The organism is Giesbergeria giesbergeri, from assembly GCF_054779375.1.
Genome location: NZ_BAAGYJ010000001.1, coordinates 627801 through 652794 on the forward strand (window position 1 = coordinate 627801; position 24994 = coordinate 652794).

Sequence of the window (24994 nt, forward strand, 5' to 3'; positions counted from 1 at the left end):
AAGACCACCTGGCCTGATGGGCCAGATTGACCGTCAGAGCAGTCCGTACTTTTTCAATTTGTCGTGCAAGGTGGTGCGTGCCACTTTCAACGCCTCTGCAGTGCGGCTGATGTTGCACGATTGGCGGCCATATTCATCGGCAATCAGCAGGCGCTCATAGCTTTCTACCGCCTCGGTCAAGGACTGCACAGGCAACTCTTTGGCGCTGGCTGTGCTGCGGTTGATGCCCAGCGCATGGCAGTCGGCCACATTGCGCAGCTCACGGATATTGCCCGGCCAGTCTTGGGCCATCAGGCGGCGCAGTGCTTCGGGGGTCAACGTGGGCGGAGGCCGGTTGTAACGCTTGGCCGCTTGCAACAAAAACTCGTTGTACAGCTCTGGAATATCTTCGCGCCGCTCGCGCAGCGGTGGCAACTCAATCGGTACCACATTGAGGCGGTAGTACAAGTCGGCACGAAAGCGCCCCTGCTCGGCCTGCACCTTGAGGTCTGCTTTGCTGGCCGCCACCACCCGGCACGACACCGGAATTTGCTGGTTGGCCCCTAGCCGCTCAATCACCCGCTCTTGCAACACCCGCAGCAATTTGATCTGCATGGGCATGGGCATGGATTCGACTTCATCCAAAAACAATGTGCCACCACGGGCATATTCAATCTTGCCGATACGGCGCTTTTGTGCGCCCGTAAAAGCGCCGGGTTCGTGCCCAAACAGTTCGCTGTCGAGCAAGGTATCGGTCATGCCCCCGCAGTTGAGGGCCACATAATTTTCTTGACTACCGTGCGAGAGGTCGTGCAGACAGCGGGCCACCATTTCTTTGCCGGTGCCAGTCTCACCGACGATGAGAATGTCTACGGCAGCATCGGCCACATCCAGAATACGCTGGCGCACCCGGCTCATTTGGGGTGAGCGGCCAATCAACCGGGTCTCCAACACATCACGGTGGTCTAGACGGCGGCGCAGGGTTTCCACTTCCAACACCAGCCCACGCTTTTCTAGCGCCCGGCGCACCACATCCACCAAATCAGCGGTAGAAAAGGGCTTTTGCATAAAGTCATACGCGCCGTGGCGCATGGCCTCCACCGCCAGCGTAACATCACCGTGACCGGTGATGATGATGACGGGCAAGCCGGGGTCGCGCTCCACCACACGGCGCAGCAAGTCCATGCCACTGGCACCGGGCAGGCGCATATCAGTGACCACGGTGCCAAAGTCTTCGACCAACAACGCCCGCTCGGCCTCCTCTACCGAACCCACCGCCAAAACCGGAATACCATCCAATTGCAGCGCCTGTTCACAGCCCAACCGTGCATGGGGATCGTCTTCGACCAACAGGACTTTAAGCATGGGGGGGATCTTCTTGTGCAGAGGGGATGCTGGGCAGGGTGATAACGAAGCATACGCCACCGTTGGGAGAAACTTCGGCCTGCAAGTCGCCACCAAAATCACGCAAAATATCGCGCGAAATCGTCAGCCCCAAGCCCAGCCCCTCGCCGGGTTGCTTGGTGGTAAAAAACGGCTCAAACAAACGCTGGCGAGCCTCTTGGCTCAACCCACAGCCGGTATCCGACACCCGCAGAACAATTTGTGCCCCTTGGCGCTCCGCCTGCAAACCCAATTGCCGCTGCGGTGCTTGGGCCATCGCATCCAAGGCATTGCCAATCAGATTGACCAGCACCTGCTGCAAGCGGTTTGGGTCGCAATAAGCCAGCCAGACGCCCGGCTCCAGATTGCGCTGCACAAGCACCTGCAATTTTTGCAGCCGTTGGTCAAACAAAAAGAGTGCCGCATCGGTGGCATGGGCCAAATCTACCGCAGAAGACACCGCTGGTGACTTGCGGGCAAAGGTTTTGAGCGGATTGATGATGTTGCCCATCTGGCCTGCCAACTGCCCCACCGTGGCCAGGTTGCGCTCAGCCGTGGCCTGATCACCCCGGCGCATAAACTCTGCGGCATTTTCTGACAAGATACGGATGGCTCCCAGCGGCTGCGACAGCTCGTGCGTAATGCCTGCGGCCATTTGCCCCAATACCGCCAGCTTGGCGGCCTGCACCAATTCATCTTGTGCCGCGCGCAAGGCGCGCTCTGCCCGTTGGCGCTCCAGCACCTCGTGCTGCAACGAGGTAATGGCATGGCTCAGGTCGGCGGTGCGCTCTTGCACCATGCGCTCCAATTGTTGGTGCGAACGCTCCATCAGCACACGGGCCTGCTCTCGGCTCAAGGCCAAACGGCGGCGCTGGCCCCAATACAAAGCCCCTAACAACATACACCCCAATGCCGCCACTGCCAGTGCCGCATGGGTGGCGGCCAGCAAAGCCACGGGCCGCAAATCGGCAAAGACAACGATTTTCCACGCTGTTTCAGGCAGATTGCGCGATAGCGCCAAATAGGGGCCAATGCCAGAGAACTGGCGCACATCATCACGCAAATCCTTGGGCAAACGCACCACTACCCCTTCGTCCGCACCGTCAATGGTGATGTTCAAGCTGTGCCGCCCCACCTCTTGCCCCGAAAAATGGCGCGGATCGATATCGGCAAAAGCCTCGCCGGGCAAGGGCTGCAAACTGGCATAGCGCCATTCGGGGGGCGACGACAGCAGCACAATGCCATTGTTGTCCACAATCACGGCTGGGGCTTCTTGCTGTAGCCAGCGCCGCTCCAACTCGCGGATGCTGGACTTGACCACCGCCACCCCCATCACACGCCAGCCCTGTTTATCGTCGCGAATAGGCTGGGCAAAATAGTAGCCCGGTTCGGGCCGGACATGGTCAATGCCATAGTGGCGGGCAGGCATCCCACTGATCGCACTGCGGAAAAAAGGCATATACGACAGGTCTGCCCCCAACAGGTTGTCCGAAAAAATCCAATCGCTAGAAGCCACCACCCGACCATGGACATCCAGCACAAAAATGGCTGGCCCGCCCAAATGGTCGTTCAGTTGCTGCAAAAAAAGGCTGACCTCCTGCGCCAGCGCCGTTTGCTGCGGTGCGGAGGTGCGCAACAGCTCCAACACACCGTGGTGCAACTGAATGGCTGCCGGAATGGCGACATGGCGGGTGACCACCCCGTCAATAGCCGCAGCCCGTACATTCAGATCCTGGCTGGCCACCGCCCGCATACGCTCTACGCCTACGCGCTCGGAGTACTTAAAAACCAGCCAACTCACACCCACCAGAAGCACTGTAGCCAACAACAGCCACGCTGCCCGCCGCCGCCCCGGTGGCAAAGAAGACGGGTGAGCGTGGTGAACATCTGGCATGGCTACGGCAACAACATCTTAGTGCGTGAACACATCCAGAGCCGTGCTGCTTGCTCAGGGATACAGCCCACGTTGCTCACGGGCCGCCAGCACCCGGTGGCAGGCAATGATGAAGGTGGCCGTGCGCAACGAGACCCCGCGCTCGGTGGCCATTTTCCAGATGCCATCAAACGCCCCCACCATGATGCGTTCCAAGCGGCTGTTGATTTCTTCTTCGCTCCAAAAGAAGCTAGAGAAATCCTGCACCCACTCAAAATAAGACACCGTGACGCCCCCAGCATTGGCTAATACGTCAGGCACCACCAAAATCCCGCGCTCACGCAGAATATCGTCTGCCGCTGGAGTGGTTGGGCCATTGGCACCTTCCACAATGATTTTGGTGCGCAACTTTTGGGCGCGCTCTGGCACGATCTGGCCCTCCAGCGCCGCAGGAACCAAGAAGTCGCTCTCGAGCAGCCAGAAGTCTTCCGACGAAATCGGGGACGCACCACCAAAGCCCGCCAACCCACCGTGGGCCTGGGCATAAGCCAACGCAGCGGGCACATCCATACCCGCCTCGTTGGCCAGCGTGGCAGAGTGGTCTTGCAAGGCCACCACTTTCGCACCCGCCTCATGGAACATGCGCGCAGCAATTCCCCCCACATTGCCAAACCCCTGCACCACCACCCGCGCCCCAGCAATGGCCACGCCCATGCGCTGGCCTGCCTCACGCGCTGCAATAAAAACACCGCGCCCAGTGGCCTCGTGGCGGCCCAATGAGCCCCCCAATGACACCGGCTTGCCTGTCACAACGCCGGTGGCCGTGCCACCAACATTCATAGAATAGGTGTCCATCATCCAAGCCATCGTCTGCTCGTTGGTGCCCACATCCGGTGCCGGAATATCTTTTTCTGGCCCGATGATGACGCCAATCTCTGAGGTATAGCGGCGGGTAATGCGCTGCAACTCATCGCGTGAATGCGCGCGAGGGTCCAACCGGATGCCCCCCTTGGCCCCGCCGTAGGGCAGGTTCAGGGCCGCGTTCTTGACGGTCATCCAGCCCGACAGGGCCATGACCTCGTTGAGCGTGACGGCTGGGTGGTAACGCACACCGCCCTTGCCCGGCCCACGCGACATGTTGTGCTGCACGCGGTAGCCTTCGTAATGGGCCACAGTGCCATCGTCACGCACGATGGGCACATCCACAATCAAGATACGTTTGGGGTGCTTGAGGGTATCGATCCACTTGGCCAATGAGCCTAAGTGGGGGGCTACACGGTCAATCTGCTCGATAAAGCTGGCCCACGGTTCAGGTGCGGCCGGGTCAAGAAAGGACAGGCTGTCTGTGCGCTGGTGGTTGGTAGTGATCTGGTTCATTTTTGTCTCCTGTGGTTATTTTTTGTCGTCTTGCGGCTCAGTGTTGCAAGATTTTTGCAAGGAACTGGCGCGCCCGCTCCGACTGCGGATTGCTGAAGAAGGCTTCTTTCTGGTCGTCTTCAATAATGCTGCCTTGATCCATGAAGATCACCCGGTTGGCCACCCGCTTGGCAAAGCCCATTTCGTGGGTCACGCACATCATGGTCATGCCCTCTTGGGCCAATTCAGTCATCACGTCCAGCACCTCGTTGACCATCTCGGGGTCGAGTGCCGAGGTCGGCTCATCAAACAACATGCAAATCGGGTCCATCGCCAGCGCCCGGGCAATAGCTACACGTTGCTGCTGGCCTCCCGAAAGCTGGCCCGGAAATTTATGTGCATGGGCTTTCAAGCCCACACGGTCGAGCAGCTTCAAGCCCTTCTCCCGTGCTTCGTCTTCAGAGCGGCCCAAGACCTTGACTTGGGCCAGACTCAGGTTGTCGGTGATGCTCATGTGGGGAAACAGCTCGAAATGCTGAAACACCATGCCCACATGCGCCCGCAGTTTGGACAGGTTGGTGCCCGCAGCGCCCACCGAGGTGCCATTGACCACAATCTCACCCGACTGGAACGGCTCCAAGCCATTCACACATTTGATGAGTGTCGATTTGCCCGAGCCCGAAGGGCCGCACACCACGACCACTTCGCCTTTATTGATCGTGGTGGTGCAATTTTTGAGCACCTGAAAAGCCCCGTAGTGCTTGCCCACATTAGAAATCTGGATCATGAAAGTCTCCTAAGGTACGGCGCTCAGGCCGGACGGTGTTTTTTCTGTAGCTGCTTGACCAGCATGGAAATCGCAAAGCAGATGACAAAGTAGACCAGCCCCGCAAACAACAGCAGCTCAATCAGACGGCCATCGCGGTCGCCCACCTTGTAGGCCGCGCCAAAGAAGTCGGCCAGCGCCGAAACGTAGACCAGCGAGGTATCTTGGAACAAGATCACGCCTTGGGTCAGCAGCAACGGCACCATGTTGCGAAACGCCTGCGGCAAAATGACAAAGCGCATCGCTTGTGGGTAGTTCATGCCCAACGCATAGCAGGCACTCAATTGCCCCTTGGGCACACTCTGAATACCAGCACGGATGATTTCTGAGTAATACGCAGACTCAAACAGGGCAAACCCAGCCATCGCCGAGGCCAGACGCAAATCGGTGCCAGGTGGCAAGCCAAACAGCTCCTCAGTAAAGCGCGGCACGATCAAGAAGAACCACAGCAGCACCATGACCAGCGGAATGGCACGGAACAGGTTGACATAGCCCGCCGCAAAAACCGACAGCCAGCGCACCGACGACAAGCGCATCATCGCCAGCAAAGTACCCCAAACAATGCCCACCACCATCGCGATGAACGTGATCTTGAGCGAGGTCTGCATACCCTCCCAAAGGAAGGGCAGTGCTCCGGGAATGGAAGACCAATCGAATTCATGCATGTCACTTTCCTCCCAAGTAGCCGGGCACCCGAATGCGGCTCTCGACTTTTTTCATCGCAGCCATCACCGTCACATTCAGCAACAGGTAAGCCAACGTGACCGCAATGAAGGACTCATAGGGTTGCGCTGTGTAATCGACCAACTGGCGCCCTTGGGCCGCCAACTCCAACAAGCCGATGGTGGAGCACACCGCCGAGTTTTTGAAGATATTGAGAAACTCCGACGTCAGTGGCGGCACCACGACCCGAAAGGCCATGGGCAAAATCACGAAGCGGTAGGTTTGGGGCAACGTCAGGCCCAGTGCCAGCCCTGCATTGCGCTGGCCGCGCGGCAACGACTCAATACCAGCCCGCACCTGCTCAGCCACGCGCGCGCTGGTGAACAAGCCCAAACAAATCATGGAAGCCAAAAACTGCTGCAGCACCGGGTTCGATTGCTTATAGGCATCACCCAAGGCAGGCGGCAACAATTCGGGCAAGATAAAGTACCAGCCAAACAATTGCACCAGCAGCGGCACGTTGCGGAACAACTCCACATAGGCACCCGCCAAACCTGCCAACACCCGATTGGGCGCTGTGCGCAGCACCCCCACCACGGCCCCCAGCAATAGCGCCAGCAGCCAGCCTGCCAGTGACAGCGAGACCGTCATTTGCAGACCCGCCAACATCCAGCCCAGATAGGTGTCATCCCCGCTGGCACTGGGCTGCAGGAAGACCGTCCAATTCCATTGATAGCTCATGCGATCTCCTTGCCCAGGCACCCGCAGCCCCCCAGGGCTGCGAGCGACCCAGTCCGCTGTTAATCGAAGAACTTATCGTTAGGAGCCTTGAGCAGCGCCTTCATGTCTTCAGACATGGGCATATTGAGATTGAGTCCCTTGGGGGGGATAGGGCTGGTAAACCACTTGGCGTAAATCTTGGTAGCCTCACCAGAAGTCATGGCCTTGGCCAGGGCCGTGTCTACCACGCGCTTAAAGCCGGGGTCGTCCTTGCGCAACATGCAGCCATAGGCTTCTTTGGACTGTGCAGTGCCGGTGACCATCCAGTCATCGGGTTTACGCGCCTTGGCCATTTCGCCATAAAGCAGGGCATCATCCATCATGAAGGCCACTGCACGACCACTCTCCAGTGTCAAGAAAGATTCACCGTGGTCTTTGGCCGAGATGATGTTCATGCGCATCTTCTTATCCTCGTTCATCTTGCGAATCAGACGCTCAGACGTGGTACCCGCCGTAGAGACCACATTTTTGCCTGCCAAGTCTGGAAAGTCTTGAACACCCGATGTCTTCTTTGCCATCAGACGGGTGCCAACCACAAAGATGCTGTTAGAGAACGCTACCTGCTTTTGCCGCTCACTGTTGTTGGTAGTGGAGCCGCATTCAATGTCTACCGTGCCGTTTTGAACCAACGTAATGCGGTTGGCCGAAGTCACTGGCATCAACCGGGTATCGAGCTTGGCCAGTTTGAGTTCAGCCTTCACGCCCTCAACCACCTTGAGCATCAGCTCGTGCGAATACCCAATGACTTGCTGCTTGTCATCGTAGTAAGAAAAGGGAATGGAGGATTCCCGATGACCAAGCGTGATGGTGCCACTGTCTTTGATCTTCTTGAGGGTCGGCGACTCCTGCGCCTGAACACCAGAAGCCAAGGTAGCAGCAAGCACAGTAGCGATGAGGGCAATGTTTTTCATGGGTTTGTCTCCAAAACAGGAAAAAGCCGACTGCCGGCTTCACGCTCTTTGTTTCGCAAACACTGTGCCAGTGTGTGCCGCCCACATTAACCATCTAACCTATTGATTTCAATAGATAAAATTTAGACGCAACACCCGACCATCTCGGATTTCCGGCAATGCAACACTACAAGCCATCGGATTTCCGACACAGCCCCTCGCTTAAAACACCCGTTCTGCAATCAATACCGCAAAGAACAACGTAGCGGCAATCGACGTCCACTTCAGCACAATAAAGCCTAATCGCTTGTAGTAGGCCCGGCCTGTTCCCACATAAAAAGCAAAACACACTGCTGCCACGATCAACAGCAAGATCACCAGCCAGCGAAACAGCAGCATCGCACCACCTTACCAAGCACGCGCAGGCAGGGCAAAACCCTTGGGTGCCTGACGCTCGCTGTCAAAGCTCACCCATTCCCAAGCATCGGGCTGGGCCTGCAACTCGCGCAGTAACAGGTTGTTGAGCGCATGGCCGGAGCGAAAGGCACTGTAAGCCGCCAGCAGGGGTTTGCCAATCAGGTACAAATCCCCCATGGCATCCAAAATCTTGTGCTTGGCAAACTCATCGTCATAGCGCAAGCCATCGGCATTGAGCACCTTGTAGTCATCCATGACGATGGCGTTGTCCAGTCCGCCCCCCAGCGCCAAGCCGTTGGCGCGCATCATTTCTACATCTTTGGTAAAACCAAAGGTGCGGGCGCGGGCAATATCGCGGCTGTAGTTGCCACTGCCCAAGTCAAACTCTACGCACTGGCCCGTGGAATCCACGGCCGGATGGGCAAAATCGATCTCAAAGCGCAGTTTGAAGCCGTGGTAGGGCTCCAACCGCGCCCATTTGGCTTGTACGCCCTCGCCCTGAGACACCTGCACCGGGCGCGTGACCCGAATAAAACGCTTGGGCGCATTTTGTAAGGCGATGCCCGCACTTTGCAACAAAAACACAAAAGAGGCTGAAGATCCATCCAAGATGGGAACTTCTTCCGCAGTGATGTCCACATACAGGTTATCAATACCCAAACCTGCACAAGCCGACATCAAATGTTCCACCGTATGCACCTTGGCATGGCCCGCAGAAATCGTGGAGGCCATGCGTGTGTCTGTCACGGCGGTGGCCGAAATCGGAATATCGACGGGCTCTGGCAAGTCGATGCGGCGAAAGACGATGCCGGTGTCGGGCTGGGCTGGTCGCAGGGTGAGCTCTACCCGTTGACCACTATGAAGACCCACGCCGACAGCACGGGTCAGCGTTTTGAGAGTACGTTGCTGGAGCATAGGCCGATTTTAGTTTTTGGGGACAACAACGCACAGGCTTTGCCCCCAAAACCTTGACTATGGCAACGATAAATACCCCGCGCGCAGCCCACGCGCTCTACAAGATCAGTCGGCCTGTTTGCGCAGGAACGCTGGAATCTCCAGATCGTCCATGCCACCGGAGGACAGCGCGTCGACCCTGGCTGCAGCCTGATTGCGGTTGGTACGCCAAACGCTGGGCACAGCCATACCGTGGTAGTCGGCTCCCGCTGCACTGCCAGCGCCCAAGCCAGAGCCTCCCCCCATGCTGCCACCCAAGCCCGCCACTTGGTAGGCTACGTTGTCAGTGCCAGTGCGCAAACCGCCTTGCACCACCTGAATGTTTTGGCGGCGGGCATTTTGGCGCGACAGGCCGGTGGCAACCACTGTGACGCGGATGGCATCGCCCAAAGTTTCGTCGTAAGCCGCACCGAAGATGACGTGGGCATCTTGCGAGGCATAGGCATTGATGGTGTTCATGGCCAAGCGCGACTCAGACAGCTTGAGGCTGCCCTTGCTGGCGGTTACCAACACCAATACGCCCTTGGCACCAGACAGATCAATGCCTTCCAGCAGCGGGCACGCAATGGCTTGCTCGGCGGCAATACGGGCACGGTCGGGACCGCTGGCAGTAGCCGTTCCCATCATGGCCTTGCCCGGCTCACCCATCACGGTACGCACGTCTTCAAAGTCGACATTGACTTGGCCGTACTCGTTGATGATTTCGGCAATACCACCCACGGCGTTGCGCAGCACATCATTGGCATGGGCAAAGGCTTCGTCTTGGGTGACCTCGTCGCCCAGCACGTCAAGCAGCTTTTCGTTGAGCACAACGATCAGCGAATCGACGTTTGACTCCAGCTCGGCCAAACCATTGTCGGCATTTTGCATCCGGCGATTGCCTTCCCAATCGAAGGGCTTGGTAACCACGCCCACGGTGAGAATGCCCATCTCTTTGGCCACCCGTGCAATCACCGGCGCAGCGCCAGTGCCGGTGCCGCCGCCCATGCCTGCGGTAATAAACAGCATGTGCGCGCCCTGAATAGCAGCACGGATATCGTCAATGGCGGCTTCGGCGGCCTCACGGCCTCTCTCGGGGCGGCTGCCCGCACCCAAGCCGTTTTGGCCCAGTTGAATAATGCGGTGGGCAGAACTGCGGTTGAGTGCCTGTGCGTCGGTGTTGGCACTGACAAACTCGACACCTTGCACATGGCGTGCAATCATGTGTTCTACCGCATTGCTACCACCACCACCGACACCAATGACCTTGATCTGCGTGCCTTGGTTGAATTCTTCCACATCGATGATTTCAATTGGCATGTTGTTGGTGCTCCTGACCCTGAATGGTATGCGCTGGCAAAAGTAAATAAAAGGTAAAGACCGTGTTTTTTTGCCGCGCAGTGTACGTCCTCGCGCGCTTCACGATCAGAAATTTCCTACGATGAATTCTTTGAACCGGCCAAAGACGGTCTGTACCGTGCCGGTTTTCTGTGCCACCTTGAAACCACGCATGCGCGCCAAACGCGCTTCTTCGAGCAGCCCCATTACGGTGGCAGCACGCGGTTGGGCCACCATGTCGGCCCGGGCGCTGGAATATTTAGGAATGCCCCGGCGTACTGGCTTCAGGAAAATGTCCTCGCCCAACTCCACCATGCCCGGCATGACGGAACTGCCGCCAGTCAGTACGATACCCGAAGACAGCACTTCTTCATAGCCAGACTCGCGAATCACCTGTTGCACCAGCGAGAATATTTCTTCTACGCGCGGCTCCACCACGCCAGCCAGTACCTGGCGGCTCAACATGCGTGGGCCCCGGTCACCCAGACCGGGGACTTCTACTTGGGCTTCAGGGTCGGCCAGCATCTGCTTGGCATAGCCACTTTCTACCTTGATGTCTTCGGCATCCTTGGTGGGGGTGCGCAACGCCATCGCAATATCGCTGGTAATCAGATCGCCCGCAGCCGGAATGACGGCTGTGTGTCGAATGGCCCCCCCCGTGAAGATGGCAACATCGGTCGTGCCAGCACCGATATCCACCACCGCCACACCCAGCTCGCGCTCGTCGTCGGTGAGCACTGCTTGGCTGGAAGCCAGTGGGTTCAGCAGCAGTTGCTCCACTTCCAGGCCGCAGCGGCGCACACACTTGATGATGTTTTCGGCGGCACTTTGTGCCCCAGTCACAATGTGGATTTTGGCTTCGAGACGAATACCGCTCATGCCAATGGGCTCTTTGACGTCTTGGCCGTCAATCACAAACTCTTGCGGCTCCACCAACAGCAGGCGCTGATCGCTGGAGATGTTGATGGCCTTGGCAGTCTCGACCACACGGGCTACGTCGGCAGCTGTGACTTCCTTGTCTTTGACAGCCACCATTCCACTGGAATTCAAGCCCCGAATATGACTGCCCGTGATGCCTGTGTAGACCCGCTGGATCTTGCAGTCGGCCATCAACTCGGCCTCTTTGAGGGCCAGCTGGATGCTTTGCACGGTGGCATCGATATTGACAACCACTCCACGCTTGAGGCCGTTACTGGGGGCCACGCCCAAACCCACCAACTTGAGGGCACCACTGGGCAACACTTCAGCCACCACCGCCATGATCTTGGCCGTACCGATGTCCAGCCCGACCACCACATCTTTGTATTCTCTTGCCATATCCGTGTCTGCCTTTTGTTGTCCTGTGCCGCCTTATTTGCGCGCTGTTGATGCAGTGCCCGGTGCCACTGTGGTTACACCACGCAAACGCACGGCGTAACCACCACTGTGGCGCAAGTCTGCCGACTCCAATGCATCGGGCTTGCGCCCATAGTGCGCTGCCACCTGCGCCAGGGTGCTGACAAAGCGTTGAGCACGCTGCTCCACCTCTTGGGCGCTCCCCCCCCCCAATTCCACCACGGCGCCGCCTTGGAAGGTGACCTTCCAGCCGCCACGCCCCGAGAGCTCTAACGTCTTGATAGGTGCCCCCAGCAGGGTCTGTAAACGTTGGTACATCTGCCAGACTTGCGTCGATTGGTCTTGCGGGCCATGCAGACGGGGCAGATCATCCAGGTCAGCCTCGTCACCATTGGCCTCGAACACCTCGCCCTGGCTGTTGACCATTTCTTCGCCCGACTCCCGGCCCCAGTGCGCCACGGCATGGTGCTCTTGCAGCACCACTTCCAGAGTGCGCGGATACTGGCGACGAATCTGGGCCTTGCGCACCCAAGGCACCTGTTCAAAAGCTTTGCGGGCCGCTTGAAGATCCACGGTAAAAAAGTTGCCAGTAAGCTGGGGCGCCACGTTGGCACGCAAGGTGACGGCATTGTTATGCACCAGTTCACCCTGTACCACAATCCGCCCAATGGCAAATGCCGGGTGACGCAGCGCCCACCAAGCCCCGGCTGCCAGCACCAGCACGACGCAGCCCAAAAACAAGACCGAGGCGGCCAGGTTCATGAGCCGGACGTCCAGCGGTGCGGGCAGTGTGTCTGTCATGCAGCGTCTCCAGACCGCACAGTGGCGGTGTGACGGTCTTGCAGTGGTGTGTCGAGGGTCGCTTGGGCCAGCAGGCGCAAGCACAGGTCTTCATAACTGATGCCCGCCGCACGGGCCGACATCGGCACCAAAGAATGCCCGGTCATGCCCGGCGAAGTGTTGATCTCCAGCAGAAACGGCTGGCGATCGGTAGCACGGATCATGATGTCGGCTCTGGCCCACCCCCGGCAGCCCAAGGTACGAAAAGCCTGCACCACCAGTTCTTGGATGGCTTGCTCCTCGACTGCGGGCAGACCACTGGGGCAGTGGTATTGGGTGTCGTCGGTAAAGTATTTGTGCTCGTAGTCATAGTTGCCTTGGGGGGCCACGATACGAATCACGGGCAAGGCTTGGGCGCTGGCGGCTTCGCCCAGAATCGGGCAGGTGGTCTCATCACCGGCAATAAATTGCTCGCACAGCACTTCGGGGTCATAGCGCGAAGCAAGCTGATAGGCTTGGGCGCACTGCGCCACATCGGTCACTTTGGTCAGGCCGATGGTGGAACCTTCGCGGGCAGGCTTGACGATCATGGGCGCACCCAGTGCTTGCAAAGCCTGTTCGGTCTCTGTGGCGTTGGCTACCAAACGCCAATCAGGGGTAGGCAAACCCTCGGCCCGCCACAGGCGTTTGGTCATGATCTTGTCCATGGCAATGCTGGAGGCCAGCACGCCTGAGCCAGTGTAGGGAATGCCCAGTAGCTCAAGCGCACCTTGCACCGTGCCATCTTCGCCGTGGCGGCCATGCAGGGCAATAAAACAGCGGCTGTAGCCTTGGCGTTTCAGGTCGCCCAAGTCGTTGTAGGCCGGGTCAAACAGGTGGGCATCCACACCCCGCGCACGCAATGCCTGCAAAACGCCACTGCCCGACATGAGCGAGACGTCGCGCTCGGCGGAACTGCCCCCCATCAAGACGGCCACTTTGCCCAGTGCCGCCACATCGATATTGACATCCAGGAGACTCATTCCTTTACTCCGATGCTGCGATCAGCAGCTCTTGATTCTGTAGCAAATCCACCACTTTTGCGGCCACGGCACCGATGGTGCCAGCCCCCATACACAGCACCACATCGCCCGGCTGCACCTGATCGACAATGGTTTGTGGCAAATCTGTCACATTGTCAACAAACACGGGCTCAATGCGCCCGGCCACACGCAAAGCACGGGCCAAAGCGCGGCCATCAGCAGCCACCAAAGGCGCTTCACCAGCGGCATAAACCTCTGTGAGCAGCACGGCATCGGCACTGCCAATGACCTTGACGAAGTCCTCAAAACAGTCGCGGGTACGGGTATAACGGTGGGGTTGGAAAGCCAGCACCAAACGGCGCCCCGGAAAGGCACCACGCGCTGCCGCCAGTGTGGCGGCCATCTCGACCGGGTGGTGGCCGTAATCGTCTATCAGGGTAAAAACACCGCCACCGGCAGGTGCAGGCCAGTCGCCATACCGCTGAAAACGCCGTCCCACCCCCCGAAACCCTGCCAATGCCCGCAGCAGTGCCTCATCAGAAATGTTCAACTCTACCGCCACCGCCACCGCAGCCAAGGCATTGAGCACATTGTGCTCTCCTGCCAAGTTGAGCACGACGTCCAAATCGGGCAAGGTGACGCCATTGCGCCGTTGCACGGTAAAGTGCATCTGCCCAGCTTGGGCTCGCACATTGACGGCACGGACTTGGGCATCTTCGGCAAAGCCATAGCTGGTGATGGGGCAGGTGACTTCGGGCAGGATGTCACGCACCGCAGGGCTGTCAATGCACAAAATGGCCGTGCCATAGAAGGGCATCCGGTGCAGAAAATCAACAAATGCTTTTTTCAGCCGGCCAAAGTCGTGGCCGTAGGTTTCCATGTGGTCGGCATCGATGTTGGTAACGACTGCCATCACGGGCAGCAGGTTCAGGAACGAGGCATCGGACTCGTCGGCCTCCACCACAATGTATTCTCCACTGCCCAGTTTGGCATTGGCTCCCGCACTGTTGAGGCGCCCACCGATCACAAAAGTGGGGTCTAGGCCACCTTCGGCCAGCACACTGGTCACCAGGCTGGTGGTGGTGGTTTTGCCGTGGGCTCCAGCAATAGCAATACCTTGCTTCATGCGCATCAGCTCGGCCAGCATCAGGGCACGGGGCACCACCGGGATTTTTTTGGCCCGGGCTGCCTGCACTTCAGGATTGTCGGATTGCACAGCGGTGGACGTCACTACAGCATCGGCACCGGCAATATGGGCAGCATCATGGCCTAGATAGGTGCTGATACCCAGCCCTTGCAAACGGCGCAGGGTGGCGCTGTCGGCCAAATCGGAACCAGAGATGGTGTAGCCCAAGTTGTGCAGCACTTCGGCAATGCCGCTCATGCCCGAGCCACCCATGCCGACAAAATGGATATGTTGAACCGCGTGTTTCATGCCAGCAACGCCTCACACGCACTGACCACCACCAGTGTGGCTTCTGTTTTTTGCATTTCTTTGGCCTTGATTGCGCGCTGCAACAGGGTTGGGCGCTCTAGGGTTTGTAACATTTTGGCCAGCATCTGCGCTGACAACTCGGGCTGTGGCACCAACCAACCCGCACCTGCATCCACCAAAAAGCGCGCATTGGCAGTTTGGTGGTCGTCTACGGCTGCCGGGAAGGGGACAAAAATGGCCGCCGCGCCAATGGCGGCGATCTCCGTCACTGTGCTGGCGCCCGCACGACAGACGATCACATCGGCATCAGCAAAAGCTTGGGCCGTATCCTCAATGAATGGTGTGAGGGTGGCTTCAACGCCCGCAGCAGCATAGTGGGCACGCAGGGCGTCAATTTGCGCCGCACCACTTTGGTGTGTGACCACGGGCCGCTGCCCCGCAGGCAACAAGGCCAGCGCCTGAGGCACTACCTCGTTCAGTGCCTTGGCCCCCAAGCTGCCCCCCACCACCAACAGGCGCAACGGCCCGCTGCGCCCTAGAAAACGCTCTGCAGGAGCGGCGTGCTGCAAAAAAGCAGCCCGCAAAGGATTACCCACCCAGTGTCCTTGGGCAAACACGCCCGGAAAGGCCGTGAACACTTGGTCGGCCACACGGGCCAACAGCTTATTGGCCATGCCAGCGACGGAGTTTTGCTCATGCAGCACCAAGGGCTTGCCTGATAGCCGTGCCGCCACGCCCCCCGGAAAGCTGATGTAGCCCCCCAGACCGACCACTACGTCGGGCTGCACCCGGCGCACCACAGCCAGCGCCTGCCCCACTGCCGTCAGCAAGCGCCAAGGCAACAGAGCCAAGGTTTTGAGGCCTTTGCCGCGCACACCAGAAAAATCTATGGTCTCGAGCACAAAACCTTGCGGGGGCACCAAGCGGGCCTCCATGCTGGCGGGCGCACCCAACCAATGCACCTGCCAACCACGCTCACGCAGTGCCTGTGCCACCGCCAACCCTGGAAAGATGTGCCCGCCCGTGCCACCGGCCATGACAAGTGCCGTTTTCTGCTTCATGCGTGACCTCCGCGCATGAGTAATTTATTTTCGTAGTCCACACGAAAAACCACGGCCAATGCCACCAAATTCATCAAGATGGCCGATCCACCAAAGCTCATCAACGGCAAGGTCAAGCCCTTGGTAGGCAGGGCTCCAAGATTCACCCCCATATTGATGAATGCCTGAAAACCCATCCACATCGCCACCCCTTGTGCAACCAAACCAGAAAACACCCGATCCAGCGCAATCGCTTGGCGACCAATGTGCATGATGCGCCGGGTGAGCCAGAAGAACAGGGTGATGAGCACCAACACCCCAATCAGACCAAATTCCTCGCCAATCACTGCCAGTAAAAAGTCGGTATGCGCTTCGGGCAGCCAGTGCAGCTTTTCAACGCTGCCACCGAGTCCTACCCCAAAAATCTCGCCCCGACCAATGGCGATGAGGGAGTGCGACAACTGGTAGCCTTTGCCCAGCGCATGCTTCTCGCTCCACGGATCGAGGTACGCAAAAATACGCTCGCGTCGCCAATCAGAGAACCACACCATAGCGGCAAAGGCCAGCACCAAAATAGCCGCAATCATGAAGAACATGCGCGCATTGACCCCTCCCAAAAAGAGGATGCCCATTGCGATCACGGCAATCACCATAAAAGCGCCCATGTCTGGCTCGGCCAGCAACAATGCGCCCACAATCGCCACCGCAGCGCCCATCGGCAGCACAGCACGGAAGAATCGCTCCTTGACTTCCATCTTGCGCACCATGTAGTCGGCGGCATAGATCAGCACCGCGAACTTGGCCAACTCTGACGGCTGAAAATTCATCACTCCCAACGACAACCAGCGCCGGGCTCCATTGACTACCGTGCCCACATGGGGAATGAGCACCAGCACCAACATGAACAAAGCCAACAAAAAGAGGCTGCGTGCATGGCGCTCCCAAACCACCATCGGGACTTGAAAAGCCATCAGCCCGGCAACAAACGCCATCACCAAGGCAAAGATATGGCGCACCAAAAAATGGGTAGGTGCAATCTTGCCAAAACGGGGGTTGTCTGGCAGGGCAATGGAGGCCGAATAGACCATCACCAGCCCCCAGGCCAGCAACGCCACGACCACCCACAGCAACGCCTGATCAAACCCCAACACACTGGCCGGTGTGGTGGAGGTCTGACGGTACTCCATGCCACCGACCCGCACAGGCAGGCCATCGGCAGCCTGCGCCTGGGCAGGCTGAAACCAGCCCCGAATACGGTGGTGCAGACCGATGCGCTCGTCCATCACAGCCCGCCTCCCAGCGTCTGACCACATTCATCGGCCAAAGTTTGCACGGCTTCGCAAAACACCTGGGCGCGGTGCGCGTAGTCTTTGAACATATCCAGACTGGCGCAGGCAGGCGACATGAGCACTGCATCCCCTGCAAGTGCTTGCTGTGTGGCCTGCTGCACGGCCTCGGGCAGGGTGGCTGCCCGCAACAAGGGGACGCCCGTCTCTTGCAGGGCAGCCTGAATCTGCGGTGCATCACGCCCTATCAGCACCACCGCACGCACATGGCGGGCCACGGGCACGGCCAATGGGGCAAAGTCTTGGCCCTTGCCATCGCCCCCCAAAATGACGACCAAGCGCCGGTCGGCCCCCAAACCTGTGAGTGCCGCTACAGTGGCCCCCACATTGGTGCCCTTGCTGTCGTCAAAGTATTCAATTCCATTGACCAGCCCTACCGACTCCACACGGTGCGGCTCACCCTGGTATTCACGCAAGCCATACAGCATCGGGGCCAGCGCACAACCTGCCGACTGGGCCAAGGCCAGAGCCGCCAGCGCATTGATGGCGTTGTGCCGCCCGCGGATGCGCAAGGCATCGGCAGGCATCAAGCGTTGGATATGCAGCTCCTCTGGCTCTTGGGCCGTACGGCTGCGCTGGCGTGTCTCGTCAGCCAGTGCTGCCCGCACAAGCCAAGCCATGCCACCAACCGTTTCGATACCAAAGTCGCCAGGGCGCCGGGGCAGATCGCCACCAAAAGTGACATGGGCCCGCTGCGCGGTTTTTTGCAGCTTGGTACGTACTGGCGCAGGCAACATAGCCATGACGGCTGCATCTTCGCGATTGAGCACCATCAGCGCATTGGCTCCAAAAATGCGCGCCTTGGCATTGGCGTAGGCCTCCATGCTGCCATGCCAATCGAGGTGGTCTTGTGTAACGTTCAACACAGCGGCAGCGGTGGGCTCAAAGCCAGTGACGCTGTCTAACTGAAAGCTCGACAGCTCCAACACCCACACATCGGGCAACGCAGAGGCCTCTAACCGTGCTGCCAGCGTATCGAGCAGCGTGGGGCCAATGTTGCCTGCCACCGCCACCGTTTTGCCTGCACGCTCAACCAATTGCCCGGTGAGTGAGGTAACAGTTGTCTTGCCATTGGTGCCCGTGATCGCCAGCACTGCGGGGGCGTAACCTTGGCGGACCTGCAAGTCCTGCAAGGCCAGAAAGAACAGGCTCAACTCTCCCCCAGTGACAATACCGCTGGCACTGGCAGCCACCAACACCGGAGCCACTGCATCGGGGCTGAGGCCGGGCGAGCGGTACACCGCTTGCACTGGCTGCCCTTGCACCAGATCGGCACTGAACGGGCCCGCTACAAACGCCACCTGAGGCCACTCGGCCTGCAAGGTTTCTAACTGGGGTGGCTGGGCACGGGTATCAGCCACGGTGACATGGGCACCTGCACGCGCACACCAACGTGCCATCGCCAAACCCGAAGCCCCTAGGCCCAGAATCAAAATATGCTGGTCTTGCAACGACATGGCAGTTACCGCAGTTTCAGGGTGGACAAACCGACCAAGCACAACAGCATGGTAATGATCCAAAAGCGCACCACCACCTGGGTCTCTTTCCAGCCACTTTTCTCAAAATGGTGGTGCAGTGGAGCCATCTTGAGCAAACGACGCCCTTCGCCATAACGCTTTTTGGTGAACTTGAACCAAGTCACCTGCGCCATCACCGACAGCGCCTCCACCACAAAAATGCCACCCATGATGGCTAGCACAATCTCTTGGCGCACGATGACGGCAATCGTGCCCAATGCTCCGCCCAGCGCCAGCGCCCCAACATCACCCATAAAAACCTGTGCTGGGTGGGTGTTGAACCATAAAAAGGCCAGTCCAGCCCCCGCCATTGCAGCGCAAAAAATCAGCAGCTCCCCAGAACCAGCGATGTGTGGCAAAAACAAGTATTTGGCATAGAACACATTGCCCGTCACATAAGCAAACACCCCCAGGGCAGAACCCACCATCACCACCGGCATGATGGCCAAACCGTCCAGGCCATCGGTGAGATTGACCGCATTGCTGGCCCCCACAATCACCAAATAAGTCATGATGACAAAGCCCAACACACCCAACGGATAGCTCACTTCCTTGAAAAAGGGCAGCAGCAACCCCGCTTGCGCTGGCAAGTTGACATCAAAGCCCGAGCGCACCCAAGACATGAACAACTCGAACACCTTGTAGTTGTTGCTCTCAGAAATGCTGAACACCAAATACAACGCCGCCAGCAGCCCAATGATCGACTGCCACATATATTTTTCACGCGAGGGCATCCCCTCGGGGTCTTTATTGACCACTTTGCGCCAATCATCGGCCCAACCAATGGCCCCAAAGCCCAGCGTGACGATGAGCACAATCCAGACAAAACGATTGGCCCAGTCAAACCACAGCAGGGTAGAGACAGCAATCGACATCAAAATCAACACCCCCCCCATGGTGGGTGTGCCACTCTTGACATGGTGGGTTTCCATGCCGTTGGTGCGAATCGGTTGACCAATCTTCAAGGCCGTCAGACGGCGAATGACGGCTGGGCCAGCCACCAAACCAATCAGCAGCGCCGTCAGGGCGGCCATCACGGCACGGAACGTCAAATACTGAAACACCCGAAAGAAACCAAAATCGGGCGACAAGCCCTGCAACCACTGCGCCAACCAAATCAGCATGCAGCCCCCATAGCGGCAGATGCACCAGCAGTGGTCACTGCGGTATGTGTCTGTGCGGGTGCCGTGAGCACCTCCAGCACCTGTTCCATCTTCATGAAGCGTGATCCCTTGATCAGCACACTGCCCACAGTGGGCAGGGCTGCGCGCACTGCTTCTTGCAGTTGCGCCATGTTGTCAAAATGCTGTGCGTTGGGGCCAAAAGCGGCCACAGCGTGCCTGGTTTGTGTCCCCAACACCAGCAGTTGCTCTATGCCGCAGGCTGAGGCATAACGCCCAGCCTCGGCATGAAACTGTGGCCCCTCATCGCCCACCTCGCCCATATCGCCCAGCACCAGCAAGCGCGGGCCTGGCAAATCCGTCAACACGTCGATGGCAGCGCGTACCGAGTCGGGATTGGCGTTGTAGGTGTCATCCACCACCGTAACGCTGCGCCCAGCCAGCACCACCGCCAACGCCCGCGAACGCCCCTTGACTGGCGTAAAAGCGCCCAGCCCTTGGGCAATTGCTGCCAGAGGCACCCCTGCTGCCAGCGCGCAGGCGGTGGCCGCCAGCGCGTTGCGCACGTTATGGCGGCCTGCAATGTGCAAAGCAGTAGCAAATTGCCCTTGCGCAGTAGTGATTTGCACCTGCCAAGCGCCATCACACCAGTGGGCAGCCAGCGCCTGCACATCAGCACCTGCGCCGCCAAAAGTGAGGCAACGGCGCGCCCCCGCCAAACCGCGCCAAAGCGGGGTATAGGGTTCATCGGCGGGAAACACCGCCACGCCATCGGCAGGCAGTGCGGTGAGCACAGAGCCGTTTTCTTCGGCCACGGCTTGTACCGTGCCCATGAACTCCAGGTGTTCACGTTGGGCGTTGTTCACCAACGCTACGGTCGGTTGGGCCATGCGGGCCAACTCGGCAATCTCGCCGGGGTGGTTCATGCCCAACTCGACCACACCGATGCGGTACGCTGCCGTCAGGCGCAACAAGGTTTGCGGCACACCAATGGCGTTGTTCAGGTTGCCTTGGGTAAACAATGCGGCCTCGCCTGCATAGGCGCGCAAAATAGAGGCCACCATTTGCGTGACCGTGGTTTTGCCATTGCTGCCCGTCACGGCCACCAATGGCAAAGCAAATTGGCTACGCCAACCAGCTGCCAATGCCCCCAAAGCCACCAGCGTATCGGGCACCTCAATGCCGGGCAAACCTACTTCTGCCAGCCGCCCCGTATGGGCAATGGCGGCTACCGCCCCGACCGCACGCGCTTGGGCCAGAAAGTCGTGGGCGTCAAAACGCTCTCCCTTGAGAGCCACAAACAAATCGCCCGGCTGCAAGGTACGGCTATCGGTATGCACCCTGGCAATAGACACGCCCGCATGTCCCACCAGGCACGCTTGTGGCTGCCATTGGCCTATCCAGCCCAGCGCATGGGCCAGCTTCATCATACTGTTCATAACGCACCGCCTCCCCTGCGTTGCAGAGCTACTTGCGCTTGGGCCATATCAGAAAAGGGGCGGCGTCCCGCCGCGGTTTCTTGGTAGTCTTCATGGCCTTTGCCCGCAATCAGCACCACATCAGCGGCATCGACTTCGGCCAGCGTTTCAGAAATGGCCGCAGCGCGATCTGGCTCCACCAGCAAGGTAGTGCCTGCAATCGTGCCCTGCAAAATTTGGTGGATGATGTGCTCGGGCGGCTCGCTGCGTGGGTTGTCACTGGTCACTACCACCCAATCGGCCCCTTGCTGGGCCACAGCCCCCATCAAGGGACGCTTGCTGCTGTCGCGTTCGCCACCACAGCCAAAAATGCACCACAGCTGACCACCACGGGCCTGTGCCACCGGACGCAATGCGCGCAGTGCCTGGGCCAAGGCATCAGGGGTATGGGCATAGTCCACTGCCACCAAGGGCTGGCCAGGGGCTATGATGCGCTGCATGCGGCCCGGCACGGGCTCTAACTGCTCGCAAGCCTGCACAGCCGCTTGTAAAGGGATGCCCAAGGTGCGCAACGCAGCAATCACGCCCAGTAGGTTAGAGACGTTGTAATCACCAATCAGGGCCGTCTGCAAAAGGTACTGCTCCTCGCCCTCTACCACGACGAAACGCAGACCATCGCCACCCAAATCCAGATCTTGCGCCTGCAAGCGGGCCTCTTGGCGCATAGACACGCTCCACAAATCCAGCCCACGGCCCGCCAGTGAGGCGTGCAGCAGCATCCCTTGAGGGTCATCGATATTGATGATCGCAGCCTCCATGCCTGGCCAATCAAACAGTGCCGACTTGGCCTGCCAATAAGCCTCCATACTGCCGTGGTAATCGAGGTGGTCTTGGGTGAAGTTGGTGAACACCCCCACCCGAATGCGGGTGCCTGCCAGACGGTGCTCGGCCAACCCAATAGAGGAAGCCTCTATGGCACAGGTACGCACCCCGGCATCAGCAAACTGGCGCAAGGCCCGCTGCAAACGCACGGGGTCTGGGGTTGTTAGCCCCGTCATGGTCAGTCGGGGCAATACCCCCATCCCTAAGGTGCCCACCAAGGCACAGGGAATGGGCTCATCATGCACTGGCTCACGAATCAGCCCACTCAAGGCGCTAGCCAGCCACCACGCACTGCTGGTTTTGCCATTGGTGCCTGTAAAGGCCACCACGTCCACCGCCTTGCTGGGTGAGCCAAACCACTCAGCAGCGATCAATCCAGTGGCGATCTTCAGGCCGGTGTACACCGCCACATCCTCACCGTCCAATGCGAAGGACTCCACGCCAGCCTGTTCCACCAAACAGGCCACCGCCCCACGGGCACGGGCATCCTGCACATGGGAGCGCCCATCGGTGCTGGCCCCTGGCCAAGCAATGAAACCATCACCGGGCTGCACTTGGCGACTGTCGGTCTGCAAAGTGCCTGTGACACGGGCACGCAGCCACTGCATGGCTTCCTGAAACGAAGAGAGATGAACGATCACAGGGACTCCTCCACAGGGTTGGCCACAATCTGCGGCTTGACATCAATATCGGGCTGCACACCCATCATGCGCAAGGTCTGCTGCACCACCTCGCTGAACACGGGTGCAGCCACCAGCCCCCCATAAACCTGCCCGTTGCTAGGCTCATCCACCATCACAGCCACAATGATGCGTGGCTTATCGATGGGAGCCATACCTGTAAACCAAGCGCGGTACTTGCCTGCGGCATAGCTTTTGCCAATTTGTTTGCGCGCAGTACCCGACTTCCCCCCCACCGAGTAGCCCAAGGTTTGGGCACGTTGGCCGGTGCCACCGGGGCCAGCGGCCATCTCCAGCATCTTGCGCACTTGGCTGGCGGTTTTGGACGAAAACACTGGCACCCCCACCGCCGATTCACTGCTCTTGAGCATGGTGGCAGGAATGATGCGGCCATCGTGGGCAAACACGGTGTAAGAGCGGGCCATTTGGAACAGGCTGGCCGAGAGGCCATAGCCATACGACATCGTGGCCTGCTCCACTGGGCGCCAGGTTTTGTAGGGCCGCAAACGGCCACTCACCGCCCCAGGGAAGGCAATTTGTGGTTTCTGACCAAAGCCCGCAGCAGAAAAGGTTTCCCACATCTCCTTAGCGGGCATTTGCATAGCCAACTTGGTAGTGCCAACGTTGCTGGACTTTTGGATCACCCCCTCCACCGTCAGCGCGCCGTAGTTGTGCGTATCCGAAATGGTGGAGCCAGTGATAGTGATGCGCCCAGGGTTGGTATCAATCACTGTCTCGGGGCGCACACGTTTGGTCTCTAGCGCAATGCCCACGGTAAAGGGCTTCATGGTAGAGCCCGGCTCGAAGGTATCGGTAATAGCACGGTTGCGCAGCTGCTCTCCGGTCAGGTTTTTGCGCTTGTCTGGCACGTAGCTCGGGTAGTTAGCCAGCGCCAACACCTCCCCCGTATTGGCATCGAGCACCACCACACTGCCCGCCTTGGCCTTGTGCGCTTCTACTTGATCGCGCAGCTTCTGGTAGGCAAAGAACTGCACCTTGCTGTCGATGGACAACTGCATGTCGCGTCCATCTTGTGGCGGCACCTCCTCACCCACCCCATCGACCACCCGACCCAGCCGGTCTTTGATCACCCGACGCGAACCGGCCTTGCCTGCCAACAGTTTGTCAAAGGCCAATTCCATGCCTTCTTGGCCCTTGTCCTCCACGTTGGTAAAGCCCACTACGTGGGCCGCGGACTCGCCTTCTGGATATTGGCGCCGGTATTCTTTGCGTTGATAAATACCCTTGATATCGAGGGCGGCAATCTTTTGCCCTGTTTCCCAATCCAATTGGCGCTTGATCCAGACAAACGTTTTGTCTTCATCGGCCAGTTTGGCCTGCAACTCGGCCAAGGGCATCTCCAACAGCTTGGCCAGTTCGGGCAGTTTGGCCCGCACCTCTGGGGCTTGCATCTCCACATCTTCGGGAATGGCCCAAATACTGGCCGCAGGCACACTGGAGGCCAAGATCAAGCCATTGCGATCCAGAATCTTGCCCCGATTAGCAGGCAGCTCTAGCGTGCGGGCAAAACGCACCTCACCTTGACGCAGAAAGAAGTCATTTCCTACCACTTGCACATAGGCCGCACGCGCGCCTAACCCTACAAAGCCCAGCGCAATCATGCCCACAATAAAACGGCTGCGCCAAACAGGCGTCTTGCTCGCCAACAACGGACTGGAGGTGTAGAGCACGCTGCGGCTCATGGCTGCTCCTTGGTGGGCGCAGCCACATACTGCGTGATGGGGGGTGTGGCCGTACGCATGTGCAGCTGGTCACGGGCCATGGTCTCGACCCGCAGTGGCGTTGCCTGCGCCCGCTTCTCTACCTGCAAACGCTCGTGCTCGGTCTCTAACCGCCGCGCCTCGGCCACCGCCCGGTCTAGCGCCGTGTACAACACGCGCGCCTCGTACTGCGTGCGCACCACATACATGGCGCTGAGCACCACCAGCACCAGCAACACCAGATTCAAGCGCATCATGC

At 59.0% G+C, this 24994-nt stretch carries 22 protein-coding genes; all 22 read right to left on the reverse strand.

The annotated features are described in order from the left end of the window. Nucleotides 1-33 precede the first annotated feature (33 nt). Nucleotides 34-1353 carry a sigma-54-dependent transcriptional regulator gene (locus ACYVB2_RS02885; protein ID WP_460535381.1) on the reverse strand — a complete coding sequence of 440 codons (1320 nt, stop codon included), beginning with the start codon at nucleotides 1351-1353 and terminating at the stop codon, nucleotides 34-36. Next, complete coding sequence (locus ACYVB2_RS02890) at nucleotides 1337-3256, reverse strand: sensor histidine kinase (RefSeq protein ID WP_460535181.1); 1920 nt, start codon at nucleotides 3254-3256, stop codon at nucleotides 1337-1339. The genes ACYVB2_RS02885 and ACYVB2_RS02890 overlap by 17 nt, the downstream gene beginning before the upstream one ends. A gap of 54 nt (nucleotides 3257-3310) precedes the next feature. After that, a complete protein-coding gene (locus ACYVB2_RS02895; RefSeq protein ID WP_382429209.1) occupies nucleotides 3311-4612 on the reverse strand; it encodes a Glu/Leu/Phe/Val family dehydrogenase in 1302 nt (433 codons plus the stop codon). 37 nt (nucleotides 4613-4649) lie between these two features. Continuing rightward, nucleotides 4650-5378: an amino acid ABC transporter ATP-binding protein gene (locus ACYVB2_RS02900; RefSeq protein ID WP_460535185.1), complete on the reverse strand. Its 729-nt coding sequence runs from the start codon at nucleotides 5376-5378 to the stop codon at nucleotides 4650-4652. Between the two features lie 23 nt (nucleotides 5379-5401). Then, nucleotides 5402-6082, reverse strand: a complete 681-nt coding sequence (gltK, locus tag ACYVB2_RS02905) for a glutamate/aspartate ABC transporter permease GltK (protein ID WP_460535188.1) — start codon at nucleotides 6080-6082, stop codon at nucleotides 5402-5404. A gap of 1 nt (nucleotide 6083) precedes the next feature. Continuing rightward, the gene (locus ACYVB2_RS02910; protein WP_382429203.1) at nucleotides 6084-6821 is read right to left on the reverse strand and encodes an amino acid ABC transporter permease; all 738 of its coding nucleotides are present in this window, start codon (nucleotides 6819-6821) and stop codon (nucleotides 6084-6086) included. Between the two features lie 59 nt (nucleotides 6822-6880). Then, nucleotides 6881-7771, reverse strand: a complete 891-nt coding sequence (locus tag ACYVB2_RS02915; RefSeq protein ID WP_382429201.1) for a glutamate/aspartate ABC transporter substrate-binding protein — start codon at nucleotides 7769-7771, stop codon at nucleotides 6881-6883. Nucleotides 7772-7972: 201 nt separating this feature from the next. Then, nucleotides 7973-8149: a hypothetical protein gene (locus ACYVB2_RS02920; protein ID WP_382429199.1), complete on the reverse strand. Its 177-nt coding sequence runs from the start codon at nucleotides 8147-8149 to the stop codon at nucleotides 7973-7975. A 9-nt stretch (nucleotides 8150-8158) separates the two neighbouring features. Beyond that, nucleotides 8159-9082, reverse strand: coding sequence for a UDP-3-O-acyl-N-acetylglucosamine deacetylase (gene lpxC / locus ACYVB2_RS02925; RefSeq protein WP_382429197.1), 924 nt, complete (start codon nucleotides 9080-9082; stop codon nucleotides 8159-8161). 105 nt (nucleotides 9083-9187) lie between these two features. Further along, a complete protein-coding gene (gene ftsZ / locus ACYVB2_RS02930; protein WP_382429195.1) occupies nucleotides 9188-10420 on the reverse strand; it encodes a cell division protein FtsZ in 1233 nt (410 codons plus the stop codon). 105 nt (nucleotides 10421-10525) lie between these two features. Further along, nucleotides 10526-11755 (reverse strand): cell division protein FtsA, encoded by a 1230-nt coding sequence (gene ftsA / locus ACYVB2_RS02935; protein ID WP_460535195.1) that lies wholly within the window; start codon nucleotides 11753-11755, stop codon nucleotides 10526-10528. 33 nt (nucleotides 11756-11788) lie between these two features. Further along, the gene (locus tag ACYVB2_RS02940; protein ID WP_382429191.1) at nucleotides 11789-12574 is read right to left on the reverse strand and encodes a cell division protein FtsQ/DivIB; all 786 of its coding nucleotides are present in this window, start codon (nucleotides 12572-12574) and stop codon (nucleotides 11789-11791) included. Beyond that, on the reverse strand, nucleotides 12571-13575 hold the full coding sequence (locus ACYVB2_RS02945; protein ID WP_382429189.1) for a D-alanine--D-alanine ligase: 1005 nt from the start codon (nucleotides 13573-13575) through the stop codon (nucleotides 12571-12573). The genes ACYVB2_RS02940 and ACYVB2_RS02945 overlap by 4 nt, the downstream gene beginning before the upstream one ends. Nucleotides 13576-13579: 4 nt before the next feature. Further along, nucleotides 13580-15010, reverse strand: coding sequence for a UDP-N-acetylmuramate--L-alanine ligase (murC, locus tag ACYVB2_RS02950; protein WP_382429187.1), 1431 nt, complete (start codon nucleotides 15008-15010; stop codon nucleotides 13580-13582). Continuing rightward, complete coding sequence (gene murG / locus ACYVB2_RS02955; protein ID WP_382429185.1) at nucleotides 15007-16071, reverse strand: undecaprenyldiphospho-muramoylpentapeptide beta-N-acetylglucosaminyltransferase; 1065 nt, start codon at nucleotides 16069-16071, stop codon at nucleotides 15007-15009. The genes murC and murG overlap by 4 nt, the downstream gene beginning before the upstream one ends. Continuing rightward, entirely contained in the window at nucleotides 16068-17333 is a 1266-nt protein-coding gene (ftsW, locus tag ACYVB2_RS02960) for a putative lipid II flippase FtsW (protein ID WP_382429183.1), read from the reverse strand. The genes murG and ftsW overlap by 4 nt, the downstream gene beginning before the upstream one ends. Continuing rightward, nucleotides 17333-18853, reverse strand: coding sequence for a UDP-N-acetylmuramoyl-L-alanine--D-glutamate ligase (murD, locus tag ACYVB2_RS02965; protein ID WP_382429181.1), 1521 nt, complete (start codon nucleotides 18851-18853; stop codon nucleotides 17333-17335). The genes ftsW and murD overlap by 1 nt, the downstream gene beginning before the upstream one ends. Nucleotides 18854-18858: 5 nt before the next feature. Beyond that, on the reverse strand, nucleotides 18859-20037 hold the full coding sequence (gene mraY / locus ACYVB2_RS02970) for a phospho-N-acetylmuramoyl-pentapeptide-transferase (RefSeq protein WP_382429179.1): 1179 nt from the start codon (nucleotides 20035-20037) through the stop codon (nucleotides 18859-18861). Continuing rightward, nucleotides 20031-21464 carry a UDP-N-acetylmuramoyl-tripeptide--D-alanyl-D-alanine ligase gene (locus tag ACYVB2_RS02975; protein WP_382429773.1) on the reverse strand — a complete coding sequence of 478 codons (1434 nt, stop codon included), beginning with the start codon at nucleotides 21462-21464 and terminating at the stop codon, nucleotides 20031-20033. Before ACYVB2_RS02975 ends, mraY begins: the two co-directional genes overlap by 7 nt. A gap of 5 nt (nucleotides 21465-21469) precedes the next feature. Further along, nucleotides 21470-22942, reverse strand: a complete 1473-nt coding sequence (locus ACYVB2_RS02980) for a UDP-N-acetylmuramoyl-L-alanyl-D-glutamate--2,6-diaminopimelate ligase (RefSeq protein WP_382429771.1) — start codon at nucleotides 22940-22942, stop codon at nucleotides 21470-21472. Between the two features lie 29 nt (nucleotides 22943-22971). Further along, complete coding sequence (locus tag ACYVB2_RS02985; protein WP_382429177.1) at nucleotides 22972-24717, reverse strand: peptidoglycan D,D-transpeptidase FtsI family protein; 1746 nt, start codon at nucleotides 24715-24717, stop codon at nucleotides 22972-22974. After that, on the reverse strand, nucleotides 24714-24992 hold the full coding sequence (gene ftsL / locus ACYVB2_RS02990) for a cell division protein FtsL (RefSeq protein ID WP_382429175.1): 279 nt from the start codon (nucleotides 24990-24992) through the stop codon (nucleotides 24714-24716). Before ftsL ends, ACYVB2_RS02985 begins: the two co-directional genes overlap by 4 nt. Between the last annotated feature and the right edge of the window lie 2 nt (nucleotides 24993-24994).